The following is a 22,145-nucleotide window of genomic DNA, read 5'->3' as shown; positions in this document are numbered from 1 at the left end:
TGTGGGTGTCTGTTCCAGCAGACACCCACTGGCCTGCTCCACCCGCCGGAACAGATGCCCACAACCGGTGCCAATCCCGGTCGTCACCGCCGCCCCGGTAGCCTGTGCGCCCGTGACCCAAACCCTGATCTGGACCGTCGTCGCGCTGATCGCGATCGGCATGTACCTCAGCTGGACCGCCGGCCGCCTCGACCGGCTGCACGCGCGGATCGACGCGGCGCGCGCCGCCCTCGACGCCCAGCTGCTGCGCCGCGCCTCGGTCGCCCAGGAGCTGGCCACGTCCGGCGTGCTCGACCCGGCCGCCTCGATCGTGCTCTACGAGGCCGCCCACGCCGCCCGGCAGGCCGAGGAGGATCACCGTGAGGTCGCGGAGAGCGAGCTGAGCCAGGCGCTGCGCGCCGTGTTCGGCGAGCCCGAGCAGGTCGAGGCGGTACGGGAGGCCCCGGGCGGCGAGGAGGCGGCGGGCGAACTCGCGGCGGCCGTACGCCGCGTACCGATGGCCCGCCGCTTCCACAACGACGCCGTGCGCGCCGCGCGGGCGCTGCGCCGCCACCGCAAGGTGCGCTGGTTCCGGCTCGCGGGCCACGCCCCTTTCCCGCTGGCCTTCGAAATGGACGACGAACCGCCCGTCGCCCTTGCCGATCGCCCGACCTGACCCCCGTCACCTGCGAAAACAACGAAAACGATCCACCGGCTCCACATTGGCCCTTGATGTGGACTGGTGGAGGAATGTTTCCTCACTCTTGTCTCAGCACCGCTTTCACGAGTGAGGTCCCCGTGTCCACCACGCTTCCCAACAGCACCCAGTCTGCAGATTCCTCGGCGATCGGCACCTCGCGCGTCAAGCGCGGCATGGCCGAGCAGCTCAAGGGCGGCGTGATCATGGACGTGGTCAACGCCGAGCAGGCGAAGATCGCCGAGGACGCCGGCGCCGTGGCCGTCATGGCCCTGGAGCGGGTCCCCGCCGACATCCGCAAGGACGGCGGCGTGGCCCGGATGTCCGACCCGAACATGATCGAGGAGATCATCGGCGCGGTCTCCATCCCCGTCATGGCCAAGTCCCGCATCGGCCACTTCGTCGAGGCCCAGGTCCTGCAGTCCCTCGGTGTCGACTACATCGACGAGTCCGAGGTCCTCACCCCGGCCGACGAGATCAACCACTCCGACAAGTGGGCCTTCACGACCCCCTTCGTCTGTGGCGCCACCAACCTGGGCGAGGCCCTGCGCCGCATCGCCGAGGGCGCGGCCATGATCCGCTCCAAGGGCGAGGCCGGCACCGGCAACGTCGTCGAGGCCGTCCGCCACCTGCGCCAGATCAAGAACGAGATCGCCAAGCTGCGCGGCTTCGACAACAACGAGCTGTACGCCGCCGCCAAGGAGCTGCGCGCCCCGTACGAGCTCGTCAAGGAGGTCTCCGAGCTGGGCAAGCTGCCGGTGGTCCTCTTCTCCGCCGGTGGTGTCGCCACCCCCGCCGACGCCGCGCTGATGCGCCAGCTCGGCGCCGAGGGCGTCTTCGTCGGCTCCGGCATCTTCAAGTCCGGCGACCCGGCCAAGCGCGCCGCCGCCATCGTGAAGGCCACCACCTTCTACGACGACCCGAAGATCATCGCGGACGCCTCCCGCAACCTGGGCGAGGCCATGGTCGGCATCAACTGCGACACCCTCCCCGAGTCCGAGCGCTACGCCAACCGCGGCTGGTAATCACTCATGACCAATCCCGTGATCGGTGTCCTGGCCCTCCAGGGCGACGTACGGGAGCACCTGATCGCCCTGGCCGCGGCTGACGCCGTGGCCAGGCCGGTCCGGCGCCCCGAGGAGCTCGCCGAGGTCGACGGCCTCGTCATACCCGGCGGCGAGTCCACCACCATCTCCAAGCTGGCCGATCTCTTCGGCCTGATGGAGCCGCTGCGCGAGCGCATCGCCGCCGGCCTGCCGGTCTACGGCACCTGCGCCGGCCTGATCATGCTCGCGAACAAGATCCTCGACCCGCGTTCGGGCCAGGAGACCTTCGGCGGCATCGACATGATCGTCCGCCGCAACGCCTTCGGGCGGCAGAACGAGTCCTTCGAGGCGGGCGTCGCCGTGCGGGGGATCGAGGACGGTCCCGTCGAGGGCGTCTTCATCCGTGCCCCGTGGGTCGAGTCCGTCGGTGCCGAGGTCGAGGTGCTCGCCGAGCACGAGGGCCACATCGTCGCCGTACGACAGGGCCGGGCCCTGGCGACCTCGTTCCACCCGGAGCTCACCGGTGACCACCGCATCCACGCCCTGTTCGTCGACATGGTGCGCGCCGCGGTGTGACGAGGTCCCGGTAGGATCTCTGGGGTTCGTTCAGAAATTGGTTACGCGAAGGAGACAGGCAGATGTCCGGCCACTCTAAATGGGCTACGACGAAGCACAAGAAGGCCGTGATCGACGCCAAGCGCGGCAAGCTCTTCGCGAAGCTGATCAAGAACATCGAGGTCGCCGCCCGGACCGGCGGCGCCGACCTGGAAGGCAACCCGACCCTCTTCGACGCCGTGCAGAAGGCGAAGAAGAGCTCGGTCCCGAACAAGAACATCGACTCGGCGATCAAGCGCGGCGGCGGCCTCGAGGCCGGCGGCGTCGACTACGAGACGATCATGTACGAGGGCTACGGCCCGAACGGTGTCGCGGTGCTCATCGAGTGCCTCACCGACAACCGCAACCGTGCCGCGTCCGACGTCCGCGTCGCCATGACCCGCAACGGCGGCTCCATGGCCGACCCGGGCTCGGTCTCGTACCTGTTCAACCGCAAGGGCGTCATCGTGCTGCCCAAGGGCGAGCTCACCGAGGACGACGTCCTCGGCGCCGTCCTCGACGCGGGTGCCGAAGAGGTCAACGACCTCGGTGAGAGCTTCGAGGTGATCAGCGAGGCCACCGACATGGTCGCCGTCCGTACCGCCCTCCAGGAGGCCGGTATCGACTACGACTCGGCGGACTCCAACTTCCTGCCGACCATGCAGGTCGAGCTGGACGAGGAGGGCGCGCGCAAGATCTTCAAGCTGATCGACGCACTGGAGGACAGCGACGACGTGCAGAACGTCTTCGCCAACTTCGACGTCAGCGACGAGGTCATGGAGAAGGTCGACGCCTGAGGTCGATCGCTCGGACGGCGGGCCGACGGGGACACACCCCCGTCGGCCCGCCGCCGTTTGTGCGGCGTTGTCAGTGCCAGCGGATAGCCTGCACAAACAGATTGACGAATACAGATCGACGAGGCCAGGTCGACGCAGCCAGGTCGACGTACGGTCCAGGGAGGGGCTCAGGTGCGCGTGCTCGGGGTGGACCCGGGGCTGACCCGGTGCGGTGTCGGTGTCGTCGAGGGGGTGGCCGGCCGTCCGCTGACCATGCTCGGCGTCGGTGTCGTACGGACCCCGGCGGACGCGGAGACCGGCCTGCGGCTCGTCGCCATCGAGCGGGGCATCGAGGAGTGGCTCGACCGGTTCTCGCCCGAACTGGTCGCCGTGGAGCGGGTGTTCAGCCAGCACAACGTCCGTACGGTCATGGGCACCGCCCAGGCCAGCGCGGTCGCCATGCTCTGCGCCTCCCGCCGCGGCATCCCCGTCGCCCTGCACACCCCCAGCGAGGTCAAGGCCGCCGTCACCGGCAGCGGACGGGCCGACAAGGCCCAGGTCGGCGCCATGGTGACCCGGCTGCTGAGGCTCTCCGCCCCGCCGAAACCGGCCGACGCGGCGGACGCCCTCGCCCTCGCCATCTGTCACATCTGGCGGGCCCCGGCCCAGAACCGCCTGCAGCAGGCGGTCGCCGCACACCACGCATCGAAAGGCCGTTCCGCATGATCGCCTTCGTCAGCGGCCCGGTCGCCGCGCTCGCCCCCACCACCGCGGTCGTCGAGGTCGGTGGCGTCGGCATGGCCGTCCAGTGCACGCCGAACACCATCGCAGGGCTGAGGATCGGTCAGGAGGCCAGGCTCGCCACGTCGTTGGTGGTCAGGGAGGACTCCCTGACGCTCTACGGCTTCGCCGACGACGACGAACGCCAGGTCTTCGAACTGCTCCAGACCGCGAGCGGTGTCGGTCCGCGTCTCGCCCAGGCCATGCTCGGCGTGCACAGCCCGGACGCGCTGCGGCTCGCCGTCGCGACGGGTGACGAGAAGGCGCTGACCGCTGTCCCGGGCATCGGGAAGAAGGGCGCGCAGAAGCTTCTCCTGGAACTGAAGGACAAGCTCGGCGCCCCGCTGGGCACCAGCGGCCTCGTCGGCGCCCAGCGTGCGGTGGCCTCCGGCCCGGCGCCGTGGACGGAGCAGCTCTCCGCGGCGCTGATCGGCCTCGGCTACGCGTCGCGCGAGGCGGAGGACGCGGTGGCGGCGGTGACCCCGCAGGCGGAAGCGGCCATCGCCGCGGGCGGCACGCCCCCGGTCCCCCAACTCCTCCGAGCGGCCCTCCAGACCCTGAACCGCGCCAGATAACCCTGCGGGGCACCTTTCCCCACCCCGCCGGAATCAGCCTCGCCGGCGTTTGAGGCGCGGGGTCTGGGGCGGAGCCCCGGTTCGGGAAGGGGCGGGGTGGGGAAAGGGCCCGCCGCAGGCGCCCCCCACCCGCACACCACCACCGCACCACCACCACGAAGGCAGACCACGTGAACTGGGACGACGACACCGCACCGCCCACCGACGAGCGCATCGTCGCCGCGGCCGCCGAGGGTGACGACCAGGCCGTCGAGGCGGCGCTGCGCCCCAAGGACCTCAACGAGTTCGTCGGCCAGGAAAAGGTCCGCCAGCAGCTCGACCTCGTCCTCAAGGCCGCCCGCCAGCGCGGCGCCACCGCCGACCACGTCCTGCTCTCCGGCGCCCCCGGCCTCGGCAAGACCACCCTCTCGATGATCATCGCGGCCGAGATGAACGCCCCGATCCGGATCACCTCCGGCCCCGCCATCCAGCACGCCGGCGACCTCGCCGCGATCCTCTCCTCCCTCCAGGAGGGAGAGATCCTCTTCCTCGACGAGATCCACCGGATGTCCCGGCCCGCCGAGGAGATGCTCTACATGGCGATGGAGGACTTCCGCGTCGACGTCATCGTCGGCAAGGGCCCCGGCGCCACCGCCATCCCCCTGGAGCTGCCGCCCTTCACCCTGGTCGGCGCCACCACCCGGGCCGGGCTCCTGCCGCCCCCGCTCCGGGACCGCTTCGGATTCACCGGCCACATGGAGTTCTACGACCCCTCCGAGCTGGAGCGCGTCATCCACCGCTCGGCCGGCCTCCTCGACGTCGAGATCGACACCGCCGGAGCCGCCGAGATCGCCGGCCGCTCCCGCGGCACCCCCCGGATCGCCAACCGCCTCCTGCGCCGCGTCCGCGACTACGCCCAGGTCAGGGCCGACGGCGTGATCACCCAGGACATCGCCGCCGCCGCGCTCGGCGTCTACGAGGTGGACAGCCGCGGCCTCGACCGGCTCGACCGCGGCGTCCTGGAGGCCCTCCTCAAGCTCTTCGGCGGCGGTCCCGTCGGCCTGTCGACCCTCGCGGTCGCCGTGGGGGAGGAGCGGGAGACCGTCGAGGAGGTCGCCGAGCCCTTCCTCGTACGCGAAGGTCTCCTGGCCCGTACGCCCCGTGGTCGGGTCGCCACTCCCGCCGCATGGACACATCTCGGACTGGTTCCGCCGCAGGCAGCGGCCCCGGGCGCGCCAGGAAGCGGACAACAGGGGCTCTTCGGGGCGTGACGACGCGGTGACGGCGCGGAGACTGGTCGGACGAGGAACCACGGTGCGATGCTGGACGTTGTTCCAATGATGCGGACTCGCCTAGACTCCGCCGATGCCGACCTTTCTGGTCGGCGCGCCCACCCCCGAAGATCAGGCCGCGGGTTCTCCGCGTCCGTGCGAAGGAAACCCGTCCCGTGAGTATCGTGACCCTCCTCCCCTTCATCGTCCTCATCGGGGCCATGTTCCTGATGACCCGCTCTGCGAAGAAGAAGCAGCAGGCGGCCGCGCAGATGCGCGACGAGATGCAGCCCGGCACCGGTGTGCGGACGATCGGGGGGATGTACGCCACCGTCAAGGAGATCGCCGACGAGACCGTCCTCCTCGAGGTCGCGCCCGGCGTCCACGCCGTCTACGCCAAGAACGCGATCGGCGCCGTTCTCCCCGACGACGAGTACAACCGCATCGTCCACGGCGACGAGCCGGACGCCGAGACGGTCGTCCCGGACGACGCGTCCTCGCTGACCGAGTCCGAGGCGGGGGAGCCGGCCGAGGTCGTCGAGGACACCAAGCCGGACCTGACCAAGAAGGTCGAGGCCGTCGAGGCCGACGCCGAGGTCAAGAAGGACGGCAAGACGGACGGCGAGACCGAGGCGAAGTAGTCGCGACCGGGGACCGCGGATCGCCCACAGGCGTCCGCGGTCCCCGGCACGGTTGCAGGTCTGCGGGGGCAGGTCCCCACACACACATCGTGGCCGTACTGCGCACACCCGGCGCGGGACGGTTGGACAGGGAGAAACGACAAGGTGGCAGCACCGAAGAAGGGCCGAAGGCCGGCGGGGGGCCCGGGGGGCCAGAGCAGGCCGGGGCGTGCCCTGGCTCTGATCATCATCGCCATGGTCGCGCTCACGGGCGGTATGTTCTGGTCCGGCCACACCACGCCGAGGCTGGGCATCGACCTCGCCGGTGGTACGTCGATCACGCTGAAGGCGAAGGCCGACCCCGGCCAGGAAGACGCCGTCAACGAGACCAACATGAACACCGCGGTCGGCATCATCGAGCGCCGTGTCAACGGTCTGGGTGTCTCCGAGGCCGAGGTCCAGACGCAGGGCCGCGAGAACATCATCGTCAACATCCCCCGGGGTGTGAACGAGAAGCAGGCCCGTGAGCAGGTCGGCACCACCGCCCAGCTCTTTTTCCGGCCCGTCGTGACCTACGCGCCGTCCGCGCCCGCCGAGCAGCCGGCGCCCAGCGCCAGCTCCTCCACGTCGCCGAAGCCCTCGGCTTCCGGCGCGACCGCGGACAAGGGCAAGGACGGGAAGTCGGCCACGCCGTCGGCGAGCGCCTCCACCCAGGGCCGCGCGGTCTCCGAGGCCCTGAAGGCCCCGAGCCCGACGCCCACCGCGAGCGGCTCCGCCAAGGGTTCGGAGACCCCGAAGCCCACCGGCACCCCGAGCGCCGACCCCGCGACCTCCGCCCTCGAGCAGAAGTTCGCCACCCTGAACTGCCTCGACCCGAAGCAGCGGGCCGCCGCCGCCCAGGGCACCAAGCCGAGCGATTCCATCGTCGCCTGTGGCAAGAACTCGATCGGCCAGTGGGAGAAGTACATCCTCGGCCCGGCCGAGGTGGACGGCAAGGACGTCGACGACGCCCAGGGCACCTTCGACCAGCAGCGCGGCATGTGGATCGTGAACATGGAGTTCACGGACGAGGGCGCCAAGAAGTTCTCGAAGATCACCAGCAAGCTGTCGCAGCAGCAGGAGCCGCAGAACCAGTTCGCGATCGTCCTGGACGGCGAGGTCGTCTCGGCCCCGTCCGTGCGGACGACGCTGAGCGCCAACGCGGAGATCTCCGGCAGCTTCAACCAGCAGTCCGCCCAGGACCTCGGCAACATCCTGTCCTACGGCGCCCTGCCGCTCGCCTTCGAGACCCAGAGCGTCGACACCGTCACCGCCGCCCTCGGCGGTGAGCAGCTGGAGGCCGGCCTGATCGCCGGCGCCATCGGCCTCGCTCTCGTCGTCCTGTACCTGGTCGTCTACTACCGCGGCCTGTCCCTGATCGCCCTGCTCAGCCTCGGCGTCTCGGCCCTCCTGACGTACGTGCTCATGGCCCTGCTCGGCCCGGCCATCGGCTTCGCGCTGAACCTGCCGGCCGTCTGTGGTGCCATCGTCGCCATCGGTATCACCGCGGACTCGTTCATCGTCTACTTCGAACGCATCCGCGACGAGGTCCGCGAGGGCCGCAACCTGCGCCCGGCCGTCGAGCGCGCCTGGCCGCGTGCCCGGCGTACGATCCTGGTCTCCGACTTCGTGTCGTTCCTCGCCGCCGCGGTGCTCTTCGTCGTCACCGTCGGCAAGGTCCAGGGCTTCGCCTTCACGCTCGGTCTGACCACCCTGCTCGACGTCGTCGTGGTGTTCCTCTTCACCAAGCCGCTGATGACGCTGCTCGCCCGGACCAAGTTCTACGGCGGCGGTCACGCCTGGTCCGGCCTCGACCCGAAGCGCCTCGGCGCCAAGCCGCCGCTGCGCCGCACCCGCCGTGCCAACGCCCCCGTCGACCACCCGAAGGAGGCGTGAGATGGCGAAGAAGCGCGACAGTCTCGGCGCCCGGCTCAACCGCGGTGAGGTCGCCTACGACTTCATCGGCAACCGCAAGCTCTGGTACGGCCTCTCCATCCTGATCACCATCACGGCGATCGTGGCGCTGGCCGTCCGAGGCCTGAACATGGGCATCGAGTTCCAGGGCGGTGCCGTCTTCACCACCCCGAAGTCCGAGGTCTCGGTCTCCCAGGCCCAGGAGTACGCGGAAGAGGCCTCCGGCCACGACGCGGTGGTCCAGAAGCTCGGCAGCGGCGCGCTGCGCATCCAGGTCGGCGGCCTCGACACCACGAAGTCCGACCAGGTGCGCTCCGAGCTCGCCAAGGACCTCGGCGTCGACGAGACCAAGATCGCGGCGGAGCTGGTCGGCCCCAGCTGGGGTGAGCAGATCGCCACCAAGGCATGGACCGGTCTCGCGGTCTTCATGATCCTGGTGGTCATCTATCTGGCCATCGCCTTCGAATGGAGAATGGCGGTCGCGGCGCTCATCGCCCTGATCCACGACCTGACCATCACCGTCGGCATCTATTCGCTCGTCGGCTTCGAGGTCACGGTCGGTACGGTCATCGGTCTGCTGACGATCCTCGGCTATTCGCTGTACGACACCGTCGTCGTCTTCGACTCCCTCAAGGAACAGACGAAGGACATCACCAAGCAGACCCGGTACACGTACAGCGAGCTGGCCAACCGCTCGATCAACGGCACCCTGGTCCGCTCGATCAACACCACCGTCGTCGCCCTGCTGCCGGTCGCCGGTCTGCTCTTCATCGGTGGTGGCGTCCTCGGCGCCGGCATGCTGAACGACATCTCGCTGTCGCTCTTCGTCGGTCTCGCCGCCGGTGCGTACTCCTCGATCTTCATCGCCACCCCGCTCGTCGCCGACCTCAAGGAGCGCGAGCCGGCGATCAAGGCCCTCAAGAAGCGCGTGCTCGCCAAGCGGGCGTCGGCGGCAGCCAAGGGCGAGAGCCTGGAGGACGCCGACGCGGACGAGCACCGTGACGCCTTCGACGAGGACGACGACCGCAGCGCGGTCGTCGGCCAGCGCGGCCGTCGTGGCCGGGCGTCGGAGCAGCGCGGATGACCGCGGAGGCCCAGGACACCACCGCCCTGCTCCTCAGCAGGATCCGGGACGTCCCCGACTACCCGAAGCCGGGCGTGCTGTTCAAGGACATCACGCCGCTGCTCGCGGACCCGGTGGCGTTCACCGCGCTGACCGACAGCCTCGCCGCGCTGTGCGCCACGCACGGTGCGACGAAGATCGTCGGCCTCGAGGCGCGTGGCTTCATCCTGGCCGCGCCGGTCGCCGTCCGCGCGGGCCTGGGCTTCGTCCCGGTCCGCAAGGCCGGAAAGCTCCCCGGAGCGACCCTGCGGCAGGCGTACGAGCTGGAGTACGGCACCGCCGAGATCGAGGTGCACGCCGAGGACCTGGCCGCGGGTGACCGCGTGATGGTCATCGACGACGTCCTCGCCACCGGCGGCACCGCCGAGGCGTCCATCGAGCTCATCCGGCGCGCCGGGGCCGAGGTCGCGGGCGTCGCCGTCCTCATGGAGCTGGGCTTCCTGCCCGGCCGCGCCCGCCTGGAGCCCGCGCTGCGCGGCGCTCCGCTGGAGGCGCTGATCACGGTCTGACACCACGGCACCCGCCAGTGGTGAGAGGGCGCCCCGGGGAATCCCCGGGGCGCCCTCGCCGTTCTCCCGGTATGTCCCGGAACGGGGCCCACGAGCGCGTGGCGCCCGTCTCACCACTCGCACGCGTGAGCATGGCGGCCCCCGGGTCGATACCATGGCCTTTCCGGGCCTGACCGGGGGACCCGGTACCGCACGAGGAGCGCTCTTGCCAGACGAGGCCCAGCCACTCTCCGCCGCGCAGCCCGACCCGAAGGCCGAGAAGGCCGTTGCGTCAGGCGGAACCGCGACGCCCCAGGACAAGCCCGCGGAGAGCAGGCCCACGCCCGTGGCCCCCGCCCCGGCACCGGCCCCCGCACCGGCCGCCCCCACGCCGAAGCCCGCGCCCACCCCCGCCACCCGCTCCGGCGGCTCCTCGAACCGCGTGCGCGCCCGCCTCGCCCGGCTCGGCGTGCAGCGCTCCTCCCCGTACAACCCGGTCCTCGAACCGCTGCTCCGGATCGTCCGCTCCAACGACCCGAAGATCGAGACGGCGACCCTCCGCCAGGTCGAGCGCGCCTACCAGGTCGCCGAGCGCTGGCACCGCGGCCAGAAGCGCAAGAGCGGCGACCCGTACATCACGCACCCGCTCGCCGTCACCACGATCCTCGCCGAGCTTGGCATGGACCCGGCGACGCTGATGGCCGGTCTGCTGCACGACACCGTCGAGGACACCGAGTACGGCCTCGACACCCTCCGCCGCGACTTCGGCGACCAGGTCGCCCTCCTCGTCGACGGCGTCACCAAGCTCGACAAGGTCAAGTTCGGCGAGGCCGCGCAGGCCGAGACCGTCCGCAAGATGGTCGTCGCCATGGCCAAGGACCCGCGCGTCCTGGTCATCAAGCTCGCCGACCGCCTGCACAACATGCGCACCATGCGCTACCTCAAGCGGGAGAAGCAGGAGAAGAAGGCCCGCGAGACCCTCGAGATCTACGCGCCGCTGGCCCACCGCCTGGGCATGAACACCATCAAGTGGGAGCTGGAGGACCTCGCCTTCGCGATCCTCTACCCCAAGATGTACGACGAGATCGTCCGCCTCGTCGCCGAGCGCGCCCCCAAGCGCGACGAGTACCTCGCCATAGTGACCGACGAGGTCCAGACCGACCTGCGCGCCGCCCGCATCAAAGCGACCGTCACCGGCCGCCCGAAGCACTACTACAGCGTCTACCAGAAGATGATCGTCCGCGGCCGTGACTTCGCGGAGATCTACGACCTGGTCGGCATCCGCGTCCTCGTGGACACCGTCCGCGACTGCTACGCGGCCCTCGGCACCGTCCACGCGCGATGGAACCCGGTCCCCGGCCGGTTCAAGGACTACATCGCGATGCCGAAGTTCAACATGTACCAGTCGCTGCACACGACGGTCATCGGACCCAACGGCAAGCCCGTCGAGCTGCAGATCCGTACGTTCGACATGCACCGCCGCGCCGAGTACGGCATCGCCGCGCACTGGAAGTACAAGCAGGACCCCTCCGCCGGGGCCTCCAAGGTGCGCACCGACGTGCCGAAGAGCGCCGGCAAGGACGACCACCTCAACGACATGGCGTGGCTGCGCCAGCTGCTCGACTGGCAGAAGGAGACCGAGGACCCGGGCGAGTTCCTGGAGTCCCTGCGCTTCGACCTGTCGCGCAACGAGGTCTTCGTCTTCACCCCCAAGGGCGACGTCATAGCGCTGCCCGCCGGGGCCACCCCCGTGGACTTCTCCTACGCCGTCCACACCGAGGTCGGCCACCGCACCATAGGGGCCCGGGTCAACGGCCGGCTCGTCCCGCTGGAGTCGACCCTCGACAACGGCGACCTGGTCGAGGTCTTCACCTCCAAGGCCGCCGGCGCCGGGCCGTCCCGCGACTGGCTGGGCTTCGTCAAGTCACCGCGCGCCCGCAACAAGATCCGCGCCTGGTTCTCCAAGGAGCGCCGCGACGAGGCGATCGAGCAGGGCAAGGACGCCATCGCGCGGGCCATGCGCAAGCAGAACCTGCCGATCCAGCGAATCCTGACCGGCGACTCGCTCGTCACCCTCGCCCACGAGATGCGCTACAGCGACATCTCCTCGCTGTACGCGGCGATCGGCGAGGGCCATGTCACCGCCCAGTCCATCGTCCAGAAGCTGGTCCAGGCGCTCGGCGGCGAGGAGGCCGCCACCGAGGACATCGCCGAGACCGCACCGCCCACGCGCGGCCGCTCCAAGCGCCGCTCCAGCGCCGACCCCGGTGTCGTCGTCAAGGGCGTCGAGGACGTCTGGGTCAAGCTGGCCCGCTGCTGCACGCCCGTACCCGGCGACCCGATCATCGGCTTCGTCACCCGCGGCAGCGGCGTCTCGGTGCACCGCAGCGACTGCGTCAACGTCGACTCGCTCTCGCGCGAGCCGGAGCGGATCCTCGAGGTCGAGTGGGCGCCCACCCAGTCCTCGGTCTTCCTGGTCGCCATCCAGGTCGAGGCCCTGGACCGGTCCCGACTGCTCTCGGACGTCACGCGGGTCCTGTCCGACCAGCACGTCAACATCCTGTCGGCGGCCGTCCAGACCTCCCGCGACCGGGTGGCCACCTCCCGCTTCACCTTCGAAATGGGCGACCCGAAGCACCTCGGCCACGTCCTGAAGGCCGTCCGCGGCGTGGAGGGCGTCTACGACGTCTACCGCGTCACCTCGGCCCGCCGGCCGTAACAGTCCACGCCTGGAGAAGGGGTTCCGTGCATTCGCTACGGGGCCCCCTTCTCTTTGGTAACCCAATATGCTTGAGGCGCAGGCGAGTTGGGGCTGAGACGTGTGCACTACGGGGGCGGGAGTGGCTGAGCGGTCGAACATGATCAGCGGGCGGTTCCGTATGCTGTCACAGCTCGGGGCCGGCGGAATGGGCGAGGTCTGGGAAGCCCTCGACACCACGCTCGACCGCAGGGTCGCCGTCAAGCTGATCCGGTCCGACTTCCCTTCGGGCGACATGCGGACGCGCCTACGGCGTGAGGCCCAGGCGCTTGCCCGGATCGCACACCCCAACATCGTCGCCGTGTACGACGTGGGCGTGGACCGCGAACAGCCCTACCTCGTCATGGAGCTGCTCGAGGGCGTGGACCTGAGGCGCCTGCTGGCCGAGTGCGGCCCGCTGCCATCGGACACGGTCCGGGAAGTGGTCGCCGGAATGTGCGCCGGGCTCGCCGCGGCACACGGAGTCGGAGTGCTGCACCGGGACGTCAAGCCCGGAAACGTCCACCTCACCAGGACGGGCCGGGTGGTTCTCCAGGACTTCGGGATCGCCCATCTGCTGGACACCAAGGGGCTCACCGCGACGGGCGCCATCATCGGTACGCCCGGCTACATGCCGCCCGAGGTGCTCACAGGGCAGCGCATGGGTCCCGCAGCCGACATGTACGCCCTGGGCACCTGTCTGTACGAGATGCTCAGCGGTCGGCCGGCCTTCGGGCGAGGGGACGCGTTCGCGCGCATGTACCAGGTCGTGCACGAGCAGCCGGATCCACTCCCCGGCGACATGGGGATTCCCGCCGATCTGGCCGGGCTCGTCGACCGATTGCTGAGCAAGGAGCCGGCCGACCGGCCCGCCCCGTCGGAGGTGATGGGGGACCTGGGCCGGCCGGCACACGGGGACCAGTTGGTCGCCCGGGCTGTCACCGGGGCGCTTCGGGACCGTGCCCTGGGACAGTTCGCTCAAGGCCCCGCCCACCCCCGCCCGGAAACCGTGGTCGTCCCGACGGACGTCCCCAGCTCCGCACCGCCGTCGAGTGCCCCCGAGGTCCGGCCTGGCGACGGGGCCGCGGCAGGGCATGGGGCGGACGTGACCCTCAGCAGTCTGACCCGTGCCCACATCTTGCGCGCCATGTCGCCGGAGGCCGCGGAGGTGAAGCAGCGCGAGGCCGTCAACATGGTGCTGCGCGGCTCGCTCGAGGAGGCAGTGGACCTGCTCAGCGGGGTCGCCGAAGTCTGGCGCTCGGCCTACGGGCCGGACCACCCTTCGACTCTCACCTGTGCCTACTGGCAGGCCGTTTGCCTGGCGCGACTCGGAGCCGGGCCGGAGGCACTGGCCAAGTTCGGTGTCGTCTCCACCGGTGTACAGCAGGCACTCACCCCGCACGGAAGAGGATGACGAACACGTGTCGACGACGATCCAAGTGCGTGTGACCGGCACAGCAGACATCGAGGACGAGCTGCGCTCACTCCTGCGCTGGCTCAAGGCCGACGACGAAGTCGGACCCTTCGCGCACGGAGTCCTGGCCGGCTCCGCCCCACCCCGCCCCGAGCACATGGGGACCCTGCTCGACCTCATCTCCCTGACCGTGGCGAGCGGGCTGTCCGCCACCCAGCTGGCCGTCGCCATCGGCCAGTGGCGCGCCTCCCGCCGCCGGACGCCCGACGTGACCCTGCGCCGGGGGGACACCGAGGTCACCGTGACCGGCGCGGACGCGGGGACCGTTCGTGCCATCGCCGAACTGATGGTTGAGCCCGGCCCGGAGGGGCGGCCCGATGACGGGGGGACTGCCTGATCCCTCCGCCTCGGCAGCCGTACTGATCGGCACCTCCAGCTACCTGCACCTGCCGCAACTGCCGGCGGTCGAGACGAACGTCTCGGACCTCGCGGCCGTCCTCCAGGATCCGACGGTGTGGGGTCTGCCAGGGGCGCACACTCTCACGGTGGTCGAGCCCGAGACACCCGCCGCCCTGCTTGATCCGGTGTATGCCGCAGGAGAACGGGCCTCGGACACCCTGCTCGTGTACTACTGCGGGCACGGGCTGAGGGACTCGGACTCGGCGGACCTGTACGTCGGCCTCACCGGCTCCCGGGAAGGACTGGGTTATACGGCGGTCGAATACCGACACCTCCGCGCCGCGATTCTCGCCTCCCCGGCCCGCCGTAAGATCGTCATTCTGGACTGCTGCTTCAGCGGCCGGGCCGCGCGAACTCTCAGCTCGCCCCACGCCCTCGCAGCCCAGGCCGGTGTCCAAGGCGCCTACGTACTGACTGCCTCGCCCCGCGACCACGTGGCCCTCGCCCCCGAGGGTGAACGCCACACGGCATTCACCGGCGAGCTGCTCCACGTGCTGACCCGAGGCCTCCCCGACGAGCCGGAGACTCTCGACCTGGAGACGCTCTACCGCGCAGTGGATGCCCGGCTGCGCTCCAAGAACCGGCCGCTGCCCCAGCGCAGCCAAGAGAATGACATCGGCCGTCTCCCGCTCGTCCGCAACCGTGCCCAAGCGGCACCGGGAGGGTCTGCCGGACCCGTCATCGACGCCGAGGTCGAGGCCGCGATGATCTCGTCGGGCCTGCAGCTGGCCCGTCTCCTCCGGACCGCCGGACGTGGCCGCGACGCGCTGCCGGTCCTGCGCATGATCCTCCAGAGCAGCGTTCCGGACGCGGACGGCGACTCCGTCGGTGTGCACCTGGAGCTCGCCGAGTTGCTCACCGAGACGGGCCAGGACCAGCAGGCGATCGAGGTGCTGGAGAGCGCGTTCCACCACACCCACAAGCGGTTCGGGCCCGAAGCGGTCACGGTCTGCCGCCGCCTCGCGGAACTTCTGCAGACCGCCGGGAACCACAGCCAGGCATGCGAGGTGCTCCGGCACGCCCTGGACAGCGTGGAGAGAGCGGCGCAGCCGCCTCGGCAGCCCTGACACCCGCGCAACGCAGAGAGCCCCCGTGCACGGTGATCACCGTGAGGGGGCCCTCTTCCGTCAAGGACGACGGTGTTACCGGCCGCCGAACTCCTCCAGGCCCTTCAGGGCCTGGTCGAGGAGTGCCTGACGGCCCTCCAGCTCACGCGCCAGCTTGTCGGCCTTGGTGTCGTTGCCCGCCGCGCGGGCCGCGTCGATCTGCTTCTGGAGCTTGTCGACCGCGTCCTGCAGCTGGCCCGTCAGACCCGCCGCACGCGCGCGTGCCTCGGGGTTCGTCCGGCGCCACTCCGACTCCTCGGCCTCCTGGATCGCCCGCTCCACCGCGTGCATCCGGCCCTCGACCTTCGGCCGGGCGTCGCGCGGAACGTGGCCGATGGCCTCCCAGCGCTCGTTGATGGAGCGGAAGGCCGCACGGGCCGCCTTCAGATCCGCGACGGGCACCAGCTTCTCGGCCTCGACCGCGAGCTCCTCCTTCAGCTTGAGGTTCTCGGTCTGCTCCGCGTCGCGCTCGGCGAAGACCTCACCGCGCGCGGCGAAGAACACGTCCTGGGCGCCGCGGAAGCGGTTCCACAGGTCGTCCTCGTGCTCGCGCTGGGCGCGGCCCACGGCCTTCCACTCGGTCATCAGCTCGCGGTACCGAGCGGCCGTGCCGCCCCAGTCCGTGGAGTTCGACAGCGACTCCGCCTCGGCGACCAGCTTCTCCTTGGCCTTGCGGGCGTCCTCGCGCTGCGCGTCCAGCGAGGCGAAGTGCGCCTTGCGGCGCTTGGAGAACGCCGAGCGGGCGTGCGAGAAGCGGTGCCACAGCTCGTCGTCGGACTTCCGGTCGAGCCGCGGCAGGCCCTTCCAGGTGTCCACGAGAGCCCGCAGCCGCTCACCGGCGGCCCGCCACTGCTCGCTCTGCGCGAGCTCCTCCGCCTCCTTGACCAGGGCTTCCTTGGCGCCGCGCGCCTCGTCCGCCTGCTTGGCCTTCTGGACCTTGCGCTCCTCGCGGCGCGACTCGACGGTCTCGACCAGCTTGTCGAGACGCGTCGCCAGCGCGGCGAGGTCACCCACGGCGTGATGCTCGTCCACCTGCTGCCGGATGTGGTCGATCGCGACAGTGGCGTCCTTCGCCGAGAGGTCGGTGGTCTTCACCCTCTTCTCGAGGAGGCCGATCTCGACAACCAAGCCCTCGTACTTGCGCTCGAAGTAGGCCAGTGCCTCCTCGGGAGTGCCGGCCTGCCACGATCCGACGACCTTCTCGCCCTCGGCAGTACGCACGTACACGGTGCCCGTCTCGTCGACGCGGCCCCACGGGTCGCTGCTCACAGCGCCTCCTCCACATGATGCCGACGAGGGGGCTCTCGCCCCCTGGGCATCGTCCACAGTTTCCCGGCGGGCCTCGCCCGCCCTCAACAACGCGGATACAGGACCGCGCTGCACAACGCCAATCTAGGCGACCGGCCGCCCGGCTGTCCGCTCTCCGCGCGACCGAAATTCCACGGTCACGCGGTGTGTCACTTCTTGGTGACCGTGCCCTTCGCGATCGTGACGGCCGTCTTCGGCGCGCCGTCCTTGCCGCCGCCCTCGACGCCGCCCTTCGCGACCTCCTCCACGGCCTTCAGCCCGGCCGCGTCGATCTTCCCGAAGGGGGTGTAGGTCGGCGGCAGCTTCGTGTCCTTGTAGACGAGGAAGAACTGGCTTCCACCGCTGCCCGGCTGACCGGTGTTGGCCATCGCGACCGTGCCCGCCGGGAACGTCACCGTGCCGTCCGCACCGGCCTTGCCGAGCGCGTCCAGGTTCTCGTCCGGGATCGTGTAGCCGGGGCCACCCGTGCCGTCGCCCTTGGGGTCACCGCACTGGAGCACGAAGATGCCCTCGGTGGTCAGCCGGTGGCACTTGGTGCCGTCGAAGTACTTCTTGTCCGCCAGGTGCTTGAAGGAGTTCACCGTGTGCGGGGTCTTCGCCGCGTCCATGGTGATCGCGACAGTGCCCCTGTTCGTCTCCAGGGACATCGCGTACGTGGCCTTCTTGTCGATGGCCATCGCCGGCTCAGGCGTCTTCGGCTCGCTCGCCGAGGGCGTCGGGTTCGACGGCGTACCGCTCGCCGCCGAGTCGCCGGCTCCCTTGGCGCCGTCGTCGGTCAGCGCCACGGAGGCGTACACCGCGCCGCCCGCGGCCAGGACCACGGCGAGCGAGGCGGCGATCACGGTGTTGCGGCGCCTGGCCTTCTGCCGCGCCTGCTGCCGCCGCTCCTGCTGGCGTACGTACTTCTCCCTGGCGAGCTGCCGCCGCCGCTGATCGCTGCTGACCACCGGGTCTGCTCCTTGTCGCTCGTCTGTTCCTGTCCTGGCCGGGTGTGCCCGTACCGTATACGGGTTGGCTGTGGAATACGCAGCGCCGGTAGGCTCTGATCTGCCACTTCCGCTCCGCCGCACCTCGTGCCGGACGACAATTAAGGACGATCGTGCTGATTGCCGGGTTCCCCGCCGGGGCCTGGGGGACCAACTGCTATCTGGTCGCCCCCGCCGCAGGCGAGGAGTGCGTGATCATCGACCCGGGCCACCAGGCCGCCCAGGGAGTCGAGGAGACGCTCAAGAAGCATCGGCTCAAGCCCGTCGCCGTGGTCCTCACCCATGGCCACATCGACCACGTCGCCTCCGTCGTCCCGGTCTGCGGCGCCCATGACGTACCCGCGTGGATCCACCCCGCCGACCGGTACATGATGAGCGACCCGGAGAAGGCCCTCGGCCGCTCCATCGGGATGCCCCTCATGGGCGAGCTGACCGTGGGCGAGCCCGACGACGTGCACGAGCTCACCGACGGCGCCAAGCTGGAGCTCGCCGGTCTCGAGTTCTCCGTCGCCCACGCGCCCGGTCATACCAAGGGGTCGGTGACCTTCCGGATGCCCGAGAACACGGAGATCCCCTCCGTCTTCTTCTCGGGCGACCTGCTCTTCGCCGGCTCCATCGGACGCACCGACCTGCCCGGCGGTGACATGGACGAGATGCTCGAATCGCTGGCCCGCGTGTGCCTGCCGCTCGACAACTCGACCGTGGTGCTGTCGGGGCACGGTCCCCAGACGACCATCGGCCAGGAGCGCGCCACGAACCCGTATCTGCGGGACGTGGCCGCCGGCCTCGGGAGCGCGAAGGCTCCCCGACGAGGAATGTGACGAGAACGCAGTGAGCACCTTCAAGGCCCCCAAGGGCACGTACGACCTGATTCCGCCGTACTCGGCGAAGTACCTGGCGGTCCGTGACGCCATCTCCGGACCGCTGCGGACGTCCGGCTACGGCTATATCGAGACCCCCGGCTTCGAGGACGTCAACCTCTTCGCGCGCGGCGTCGGCGAGTCCACCGACATCGTGACCAAGGAGATGTACGCCTTCGAGACCAAGGGCGGCGACAAGCTCGCCCTGCGTCCCGAGGGCACCGCCTCCGTGCTGCGCGCGGCTCTGGAGGCCAGCCTGCACAAGCAGGGCAACCTGCCCGTCAAGCTCTGGTACTCCGGCTCGTACTACCGCTACGAGCGCCCGCAGAAGGGCCGTTACCGCCACTTCTCGCAGGTCGGTGCCGAGGCGATCGGCGCCGAGGACCCGGCGCTCGACGCCGAGCTGATCATCCTGGCCGACCAGGCGTACCGCTCGCTCGGCCTGCGCAACTTCCGCATCCTGCTGAACTCGCTGGGCGACAAGGAGTGCCGTCCCGTCTACCGCGAGGCGCTGCAGACCTTCCTGCGCGGGCTCGACCTGGACGAGGAGACGCTCCGCCGCGCCGAGATCAACCCGCTGCGCGTCCTCGACGACAAGCGCGAGGCCGTGCAGAAGCAGCTGGGCGACGCGCCGCTGCTGCGGGACTACCTGTGCGACGCGTGCAAGGCGTACCACGAGGAGGTGCGCGCGCTGATCACCGCGGCGGGCGTGGCCTTCGAGGACGACGCCAAGCTGGTGCGCGGCCTCGACTACTACACGCGGACGACCTTCGAGTTCGTCCACGACGGTCTCGGCTCGCAGTCCGCGGTGGGCGGCGGCGGCCGCTACGACGGCCTCTCCGAGATGATCGGCGGCCCGGCGCTGCCGTCCGTCGGCTGGGCGCTCGGTGTGGACCGTACGGTCCTCGCCCTGGAGGCGGAGGGCGTCGAGCTGGACATCCCGGCGACCACCAGCGTCTTCGCGGTCGCGCTCGGCGAGGAGGCCCGGCGGATCCTCTTCGGCAAGGTCACCGAGCTGCGCAAGGCCGGTGTCGCGGCGGACTTCTCCTTCGGCGGCAAGGGCCTGAAGGGCTCGATGAAGGACGCCAACCGTTCCGGCGCCCGCTTCGCGATCGTCGCCGGCGAGCGCGACCTCGCCGAGGGCGTCGTCCAGCTCAAGGACATGGAGGCCGGTGAGCAGGAGCCGGTGGCCCTGGACGAGCTGGTCGCCACGGTCCAGGCCAAGCTGGCCTGATGTGCACAAGGACGGGCCCCGGCGCTGTGCGCGCCGGGGCCCGTCCTTATGTCCACCGAACGGTGGACACCGGTCCGTGTGCGGCACAATGACCGTGCCCAGAAGGCCGGCGAGCGATGGAACGGACATATGACGAACGCAAGCGTGGACGAGTCGACGCGCGACACGATCGGCGCGAGCCGCGCCTTCGCCTGGCTGCTCGTGATCACCGGCGCCGCGGGGCTGCTCGCCGCCTGGGTGATCACGATCGACAAGTTCAAGCTCCTCGAGGACCCGAACTTCACCCCCGGGTGCAGCCTCAACCCGGTCGTCTCCTGCGGCAACATCATGAAGAGCGAGCAGGCCTCGGTCTTCGGCTTCCCGAACCCCATGCTCGGCCTCGTGACCTACGCGATGATCATCGCGATCGGTGTGGCCCTCCTCGCGGGCGCCCGCTACCGCCGCTGGTACTGGCTCGGCCTGAACGCGGGCACGCTGTTCGGTGTCGGCTTCTGCACCTGGCTCATGCAGCAGTCGCTGTACGAGATCAACGCGCTCTGCCTGTGGTGCTGCCTGGCCTGGGTCGCCACGATCATCATGTTCTGGTACGTGACCTCACACAACGTCCGCACGGGCGTCATCCCCGCCCCGCGCGGCCTGAAGACCTTCTTCGACGAGTTCACCTGGGTGCTGCCGGTGCTGCACATCGGGATTATCGGCATGCTGATCCTGACGCGCTGGTGGGACTTCTGGACCAGCTGACGGGCGCGGTCCGCGCTGTCAGTCCTCTGACTTAGGCTTCATGACTGTGGAGCCCGACCTCTTTACCGCAGCCGCCGAAGAACGCCAGGAGAAGGACCCGTCCAGCAGCCCCCTGGCCGTCCGGATGCGTCCGCGCACCCTGGACGAGGTCCTCGGCCAGCAGCACCTGCTCAAGCCGGGCTCGCCGCTGCGCCGGCTCGTCGGCGAGGGCAGCGGAGGCCCGGCGGGCTCCTCGTCCGTGATCCTCTGGGGCCCGCCCGGCATCGGGAAGACCACCCTCGCGTACGTCGTCTCCAAGGCGACCAACAAGCGCTTCGTGGAGCTCTCCGCGATCACCGCGGGCGTCAAGGAGGTCCGGGCCGTCATCGAGGGCGCCCGGCGCGCGGCCGGCGGCTTCGGCAAGGAGACCGTCCTCTTCCTCGACGAGATCCACCGCTTCTCCAAGGCCCAGCAGGACTCGCTGCTCCCCGCCGTGGAGAACCGCTGGGTGACGCTGATCGCGGCGACCACCGAGAACCCGTACTTCTCGATCATCTCGCCGCTGCTCTCCCGCTCCCTCCTGCTCACGCTCGAACCGCTCACCGACGACGACCTGCGCGATCTGCTCAAGCGGGCGCTCACCGAGGACCGGGGGCTCGGCGGCGCGGTCACGCTGCCCGAGGACGCCGAGGCCCATCTGCTGCGGATCGCCGGCGGCGACGCACGGCGGGCGCTCACCGCCCTGGAGGCCGCGGCGGGCGCGGCCATCGCCAAGGGCGAGCCGGAGATCACCCTCGCCACGGTCGAGGAGACCGTCGACCGCGCGGCCGTGAAGTACGACCGGGACGGCGACCAGCACTACGACGTGGCCAGCGCCCTCATCAAGTCCATCCGCGGCTCGGACGTGGACGCGGCGCTGCACTACCTGGCCCGGATGATCGAGGCGGGGGAGGACCCCCGGTTCATCGCCCGCCGGCTGATGATCTCCGCCAGCGAGGACATCGGCCTGGCCGATCCGACCGCGCTGCCGACGGCCGTCGCGGCCGCCCAGGCCGTCGCCATGATCGGCTTCCCCGAGGCGGCGCTGACCCTGAGCCACGCCACCATCGCCCTGGCCCTCGCCCCCAAGTCGAACGCCGCGACCACCGCGATCTTCGCCGCCCAGGCGGACGTACGGAACGGTCTGGCGGGCCCGGTCCCGGCGCACCTGCGCGACGGCCACTACAAGGGCGCCGCCAAGCTCGGCCACGCCCAGGGGTACGTCTACCCGCACGACGTCCCGGGCGGCATCGCGGCCCAGCAGTACGCCCCGGACGAGGTCCACGGCAGGCGCTACTACGAACCGACCCGCTACGGCGCGGAGGCGCGGTACGCCGACGTGGTGGAGAAGGTACGGGAGCGGCTGCGCGGCGACGGCTGACGCGCGCCACGGTCGGGCCG

At 70.3% G+C, this 22,145-nt stretch carries 21 protein-coding genes; 19 read left to right on the top strand and 2 right to left on the bottom strand.

Features of this window, described 5'->3' with window-relative positions:
• Window positions 1-112: 112 nt before the first annotated feature.
• From ACWCO8_RS20475 to ACWCO8_RS20405, 15 genes are all read left to right on the top strand, one after another.
• On the top strand, window positions 113-655 hold the full coding sequence (locus ACWCO8_RS20475) for a hypothetical protein (protein ID WP_451033424.1): 543 nt from the start codon (window positions 113-115) through the stop codon (window positions 653-655).
• A 74-nt stretch (window positions 656-729) separates the two neighbouring features.
• Window positions 730-1,701 carry a pyridoxal 5'-phosphate synthase lyase subunit PdxS gene (gene pdxS / locus ACWCO8_RS20470; RefSeq protein WP_362004757.1) on the top strand — a complete coding sequence of 324 codons (972 nt, stop codon included), beginning with the start codon at window positions 730-732 and terminating at the stop codon, window positions 1,699-1,701.
• Window positions 1,702-1,707: 6 nt separating this feature from the next.
• On the top strand, window positions 1,708-2,298 hold the full coding sequence (gene pdxT, locus ACWCO8_RS20465) for a pyridoxal 5'-phosphate synthase glutaminase subunit PdxT (protein ID WP_362004760.1): 591 nt from the start codon (window positions 1,708-1,710) through the stop codon (window positions 2,296-2,298).
• 62 nt (window positions 2,299-2,360) lie between these two features.
• The gene (locus tag ACWCO8_RS20460) at window positions 2,361-3,113 is read left to right on the top strand and encodes a YebC/PmpR family DNA-binding transcriptional regulator (RefSeq protein ID WP_451033423.1); all 753 of its coding nucleotides are present in this window, start codon (window positions 2,361-2,363) and stop codon (window positions 3,111-3,113) included.
• 171 nt (window positions 3,114-3,284) lie between these two features.
• Complete coding sequence (gene ruvC, locus ACWCO8_RS20455) at window positions 3,285-3,818, top strand: crossover junction endodeoxyribonuclease RuvC (protein ID WP_451033422.1); 534 nt, start codon at window positions 3,285-3,287, stop codon at window positions 3,816-3,818.
• Window positions 3,815-4,447: a Holliday junction branch migration protein RuvA gene (ruvA, locus tag ACWCO8_RS20450; RefSeq protein WP_451033421.1), complete on the top strand. Its 633-nt coding sequence runs from the start codon at window positions 3,815-3,817 to the stop codon at window positions 4,445-4,447. Before ruvC ends, ruvA begins: the two co-directional genes overlap by 4 nt.
• Before the next feature lie 170 nt (window positions 4,448-4,617).
• Window positions 4,618-5,697: a Holliday junction branch migration DNA helicase RuvB gene (gene ruvB, locus ACWCO8_RS20445; protein WP_451033420.1), complete on the top strand. Its 1,080-nt coding sequence runs from the start codon at window positions 4,618-4,620 to the stop codon at window positions 5,695-5,697.
• A gap of 176 nt (window positions 5,698-5,873) precedes the next feature.
• A complete protein-coding gene (yajC, locus tag ACWCO8_RS20440) occupies window positions 5,874-6,338 on the top strand; it encodes a preprotein translocase subunit YajC (RefSeq protein WP_362004773.1) in 465 nt (154 codons plus the stop codon).
• 144 nt (window positions 6,339-6,482) lie between these two features.
• Window positions 6,483-8,252 (top strand): protein translocase subunit SecD, encoded by a 1,770-nt coding sequence (gene secD / locus ACWCO8_RS20435; RefSeq protein WP_451033419.1) that lies wholly within the window; start codon window positions 6,483-6,485, stop codon window positions 8,250-8,252.
• Between the two features lies 1 nt (window position 8,253).
• Window positions 8,254-9,354, top strand: a complete 1,101-nt coding sequence (secF, locus tag ACWCO8_RS20430; protein ID WP_451033418.1) for a protein translocase subunit SecF — start codon at window positions 8,254-8,256, stop codon at window positions 9,352-9,354.
• The gene (locus ACWCO8_RS20425) at window positions 9,351-9,902 is read left to right on the top strand and encodes an adenine phosphoribosyltransferase (RefSeq protein WP_451033417.1); all 552 of its coding nucleotides are present in this window, start codon (window positions 9,351-9,353) and stop codon (window positions 9,900-9,902) included. Before secF ends, ACWCO8_RS20425 begins: the two co-directional genes overlap by 4 nt.
• A 205-nt stretch (window positions 9,903-10,107) precedes the next feature.
• Entirely contained in the window at window positions 10,108-12,600 is a 2,493-nt protein-coding gene (locus ACWCO8_RS20420) for a RelA/SpoT family protein (RefSeq protein WP_451033416.1), read from the top strand.
• 160 nt (window positions 12,601-12,760) lie between these two features.
• The gene (locus tag ACWCO8_RS20415; RefSeq protein WP_451033415.1) at window positions 12,761-14,032 is read left to right on the top strand and encodes a serine/threonine-protein kinase; all 1,272 of its coding nucleotides are present in this window, start codon (window positions 12,761-12,763) and stop codon (window positions 14,030-14,032) included.
• Window positions 14,033-14,063: 31 nt separating this feature from the next.
• The gene (locus tag ACWCO8_RS20410) at window positions 14,064-14,429 is read left to right on the top strand and encodes an effector-associated constant component EACC1 (RefSeq protein WP_362004790.1); all 366 of its coding nucleotides are present in this window, start codon (window positions 14,064-14,066) and stop codon (window positions 14,427-14,429) included.
• Window positions 14,410-15,558: a caspase, EACC1-associated type gene (locus tag ACWCO8_RS20405; protein WP_451033414.1), complete on the top strand. Its 1,149-nt coding sequence runs from the start codon at window positions 14,410-14,412 to the stop codon at window positions 15,556-15,558. The genes ACWCO8_RS20410 and ACWCO8_RS20405 overlap by 20 nt, the downstream gene beginning before the upstream one ends.
• A 75-nt stretch (window positions 15,559-15,633) precedes the next feature.
• On the opposite strand, the gene ACWCO8_RS20400 is transcribed toward ACWCO8_RS20405, so the two are convergent.
• Window positions 15,634-16,866, bottom strand: coding sequence for a DUF349 domain-containing protein (locus tag ACWCO8_RS20400; protein ID WP_451033413.1), 1,233 nt, complete (start codon window positions 16,864-16,866; stop codon window positions 15,634-15,636).
• Between the two features lie 188 nt (window positions 16,867-17,054).
• Window positions 17,055-17,852 (bottom strand): peptidylprolyl isomerase, encoded by a 798-nt coding sequence (locus tag ACWCO8_RS20395; protein WP_362004798.1) that lies wholly within the window; start codon window positions 17,850-17,852, stop codon window positions 17,055-17,057.
• Window positions 17,853-18,004: 152 nt separating this feature from the next.
• Between ACWCO8_RS20395 and ACWCO8_RS20390 the strand changes: the two genes are divergently transcribed.
• The 4 genes from ACWCO8_RS20390 (at window position 18,005) to ACWCO8_RS20375 (ending at window position 22,125) form a co-directional block, all read left to right on the top strand.
• Complete coding sequence (locus tag ACWCO8_RS20390; protein ID WP_362004800.1) at window positions 18,005-18,712, top strand: MBL fold metallo-hydrolase; 708 nt, start codon at window positions 18,005-18,007, stop codon at window positions 18,710-18,712.
• A gap of 10 nt (window positions 18,713-18,722) precedes the next feature.
• Complete coding sequence (hisS, locus tag ACWCO8_RS20385) at window positions 18,723-19,985, top strand: histidine--tRNA ligase (RefSeq protein WP_362004801.1); 1,263 nt, start codon at window positions 18,723-18,725, stop codon at window positions 19,983-19,985.
• A 129-nt stretch (window positions 19,986-20,114) separates the two neighbouring features.
• Window positions 20,115-20,726, top strand: coding sequence for a vitamin K epoxide reductase family protein (locus ACWCO8_RS20380; RefSeq protein ID WP_362004803.1), 612 nt, complete (start codon window positions 20,115-20,117; stop codon window positions 20,724-20,726).
• Window positions 20,727-20,772: 46 nt separating this feature from the next.
• Window positions 20,773-22,125: a replication-associated recombination protein A gene (locus tag ACWCO8_RS20375; RefSeq protein ID WP_451033631.1), complete on the top strand. Its 1,353-nt coding sequence runs from the start codon at window positions 20,773-20,775 to the stop codon at window positions 22,123-22,125.
• Window positions 22,126-22,145: the final 20 nt, after the last annotated feature.

This window comes from Streptomyces sp. NPDC001927, from assembly GCF_053594455.1.
This window is presented reverse-complemented; position numbering and strand designations above follow the sequence as displayed.

What these genes read in the sequence shown, in the direction of transcription:
- pdxS (WP_362004757.1), top strand. Translation starts at nt 730, where the DNA reads ATGTTTCCTCACTCTTGTCTCAGCACCGCTTTCACGAGTGAGGTCCCC.
- pdxT (WP_362004760.1), top strand. Translation starts at nt 1,708, where the DNA reads ATGACCAATCCCGTGATCGGTGTCCTGGCCCTCCAGGGCGACGTACGG.
- ACWCO8_RS20460 (WP_451033423.1), top strand. Translation starts at nt 2,361, where the DNA reads ATGTCCGGCCACTCTAAATGGGCTACGACGAAGCACAAGAAGGCCGTG.
- ruvA (WP_451033421.1), top strand. Translation starts at nt 3,815, where the DNA reads ATGATCGCCTTCGTCAGCGGCCCGGTCGCCGCGCTCGCCCCCACCACC.
- secF (WP_451033418.1), top strand. Translation starts at nt 8,254, where the DNA reads ATGGCGAAGAAGCGCGACAGTCTCGGCGCCCGGCTCAACCGCGGTGAG.
- ACWCO8_RS20425 (WP_451033417.1), top strand. Translation starts at nt 9,351, where the DNA reads ATGACCGCGGAGGCCCAGGACACCACCGCCCTGCTCCTCAGCAGGATC.
- ACWCO8_RS20415 (WP_451033415.1), top strand. Translation starts at nt 12,761, where the DNA reads ATGCTGTCACAGCTCGGGGCCGGCGGAATGGGCGAGGTCTGGGAAGCC.
- ACWCO8_RS20405 (WP_451033414.1), top strand. Translation starts at nt 14,410, where the DNA reads ATGACGGGGGGACTGCCTGATCCCTCCGCCTCGGCAGCCGTACTGATC.
- ACWCO8_RS20380 (WP_362004803.1), top strand. Translation starts at nt 20,115, where the DNA reads ATGACGAACGCAAGCGTGGACGAGTCGACGCGCGACACGATCGGCGCG.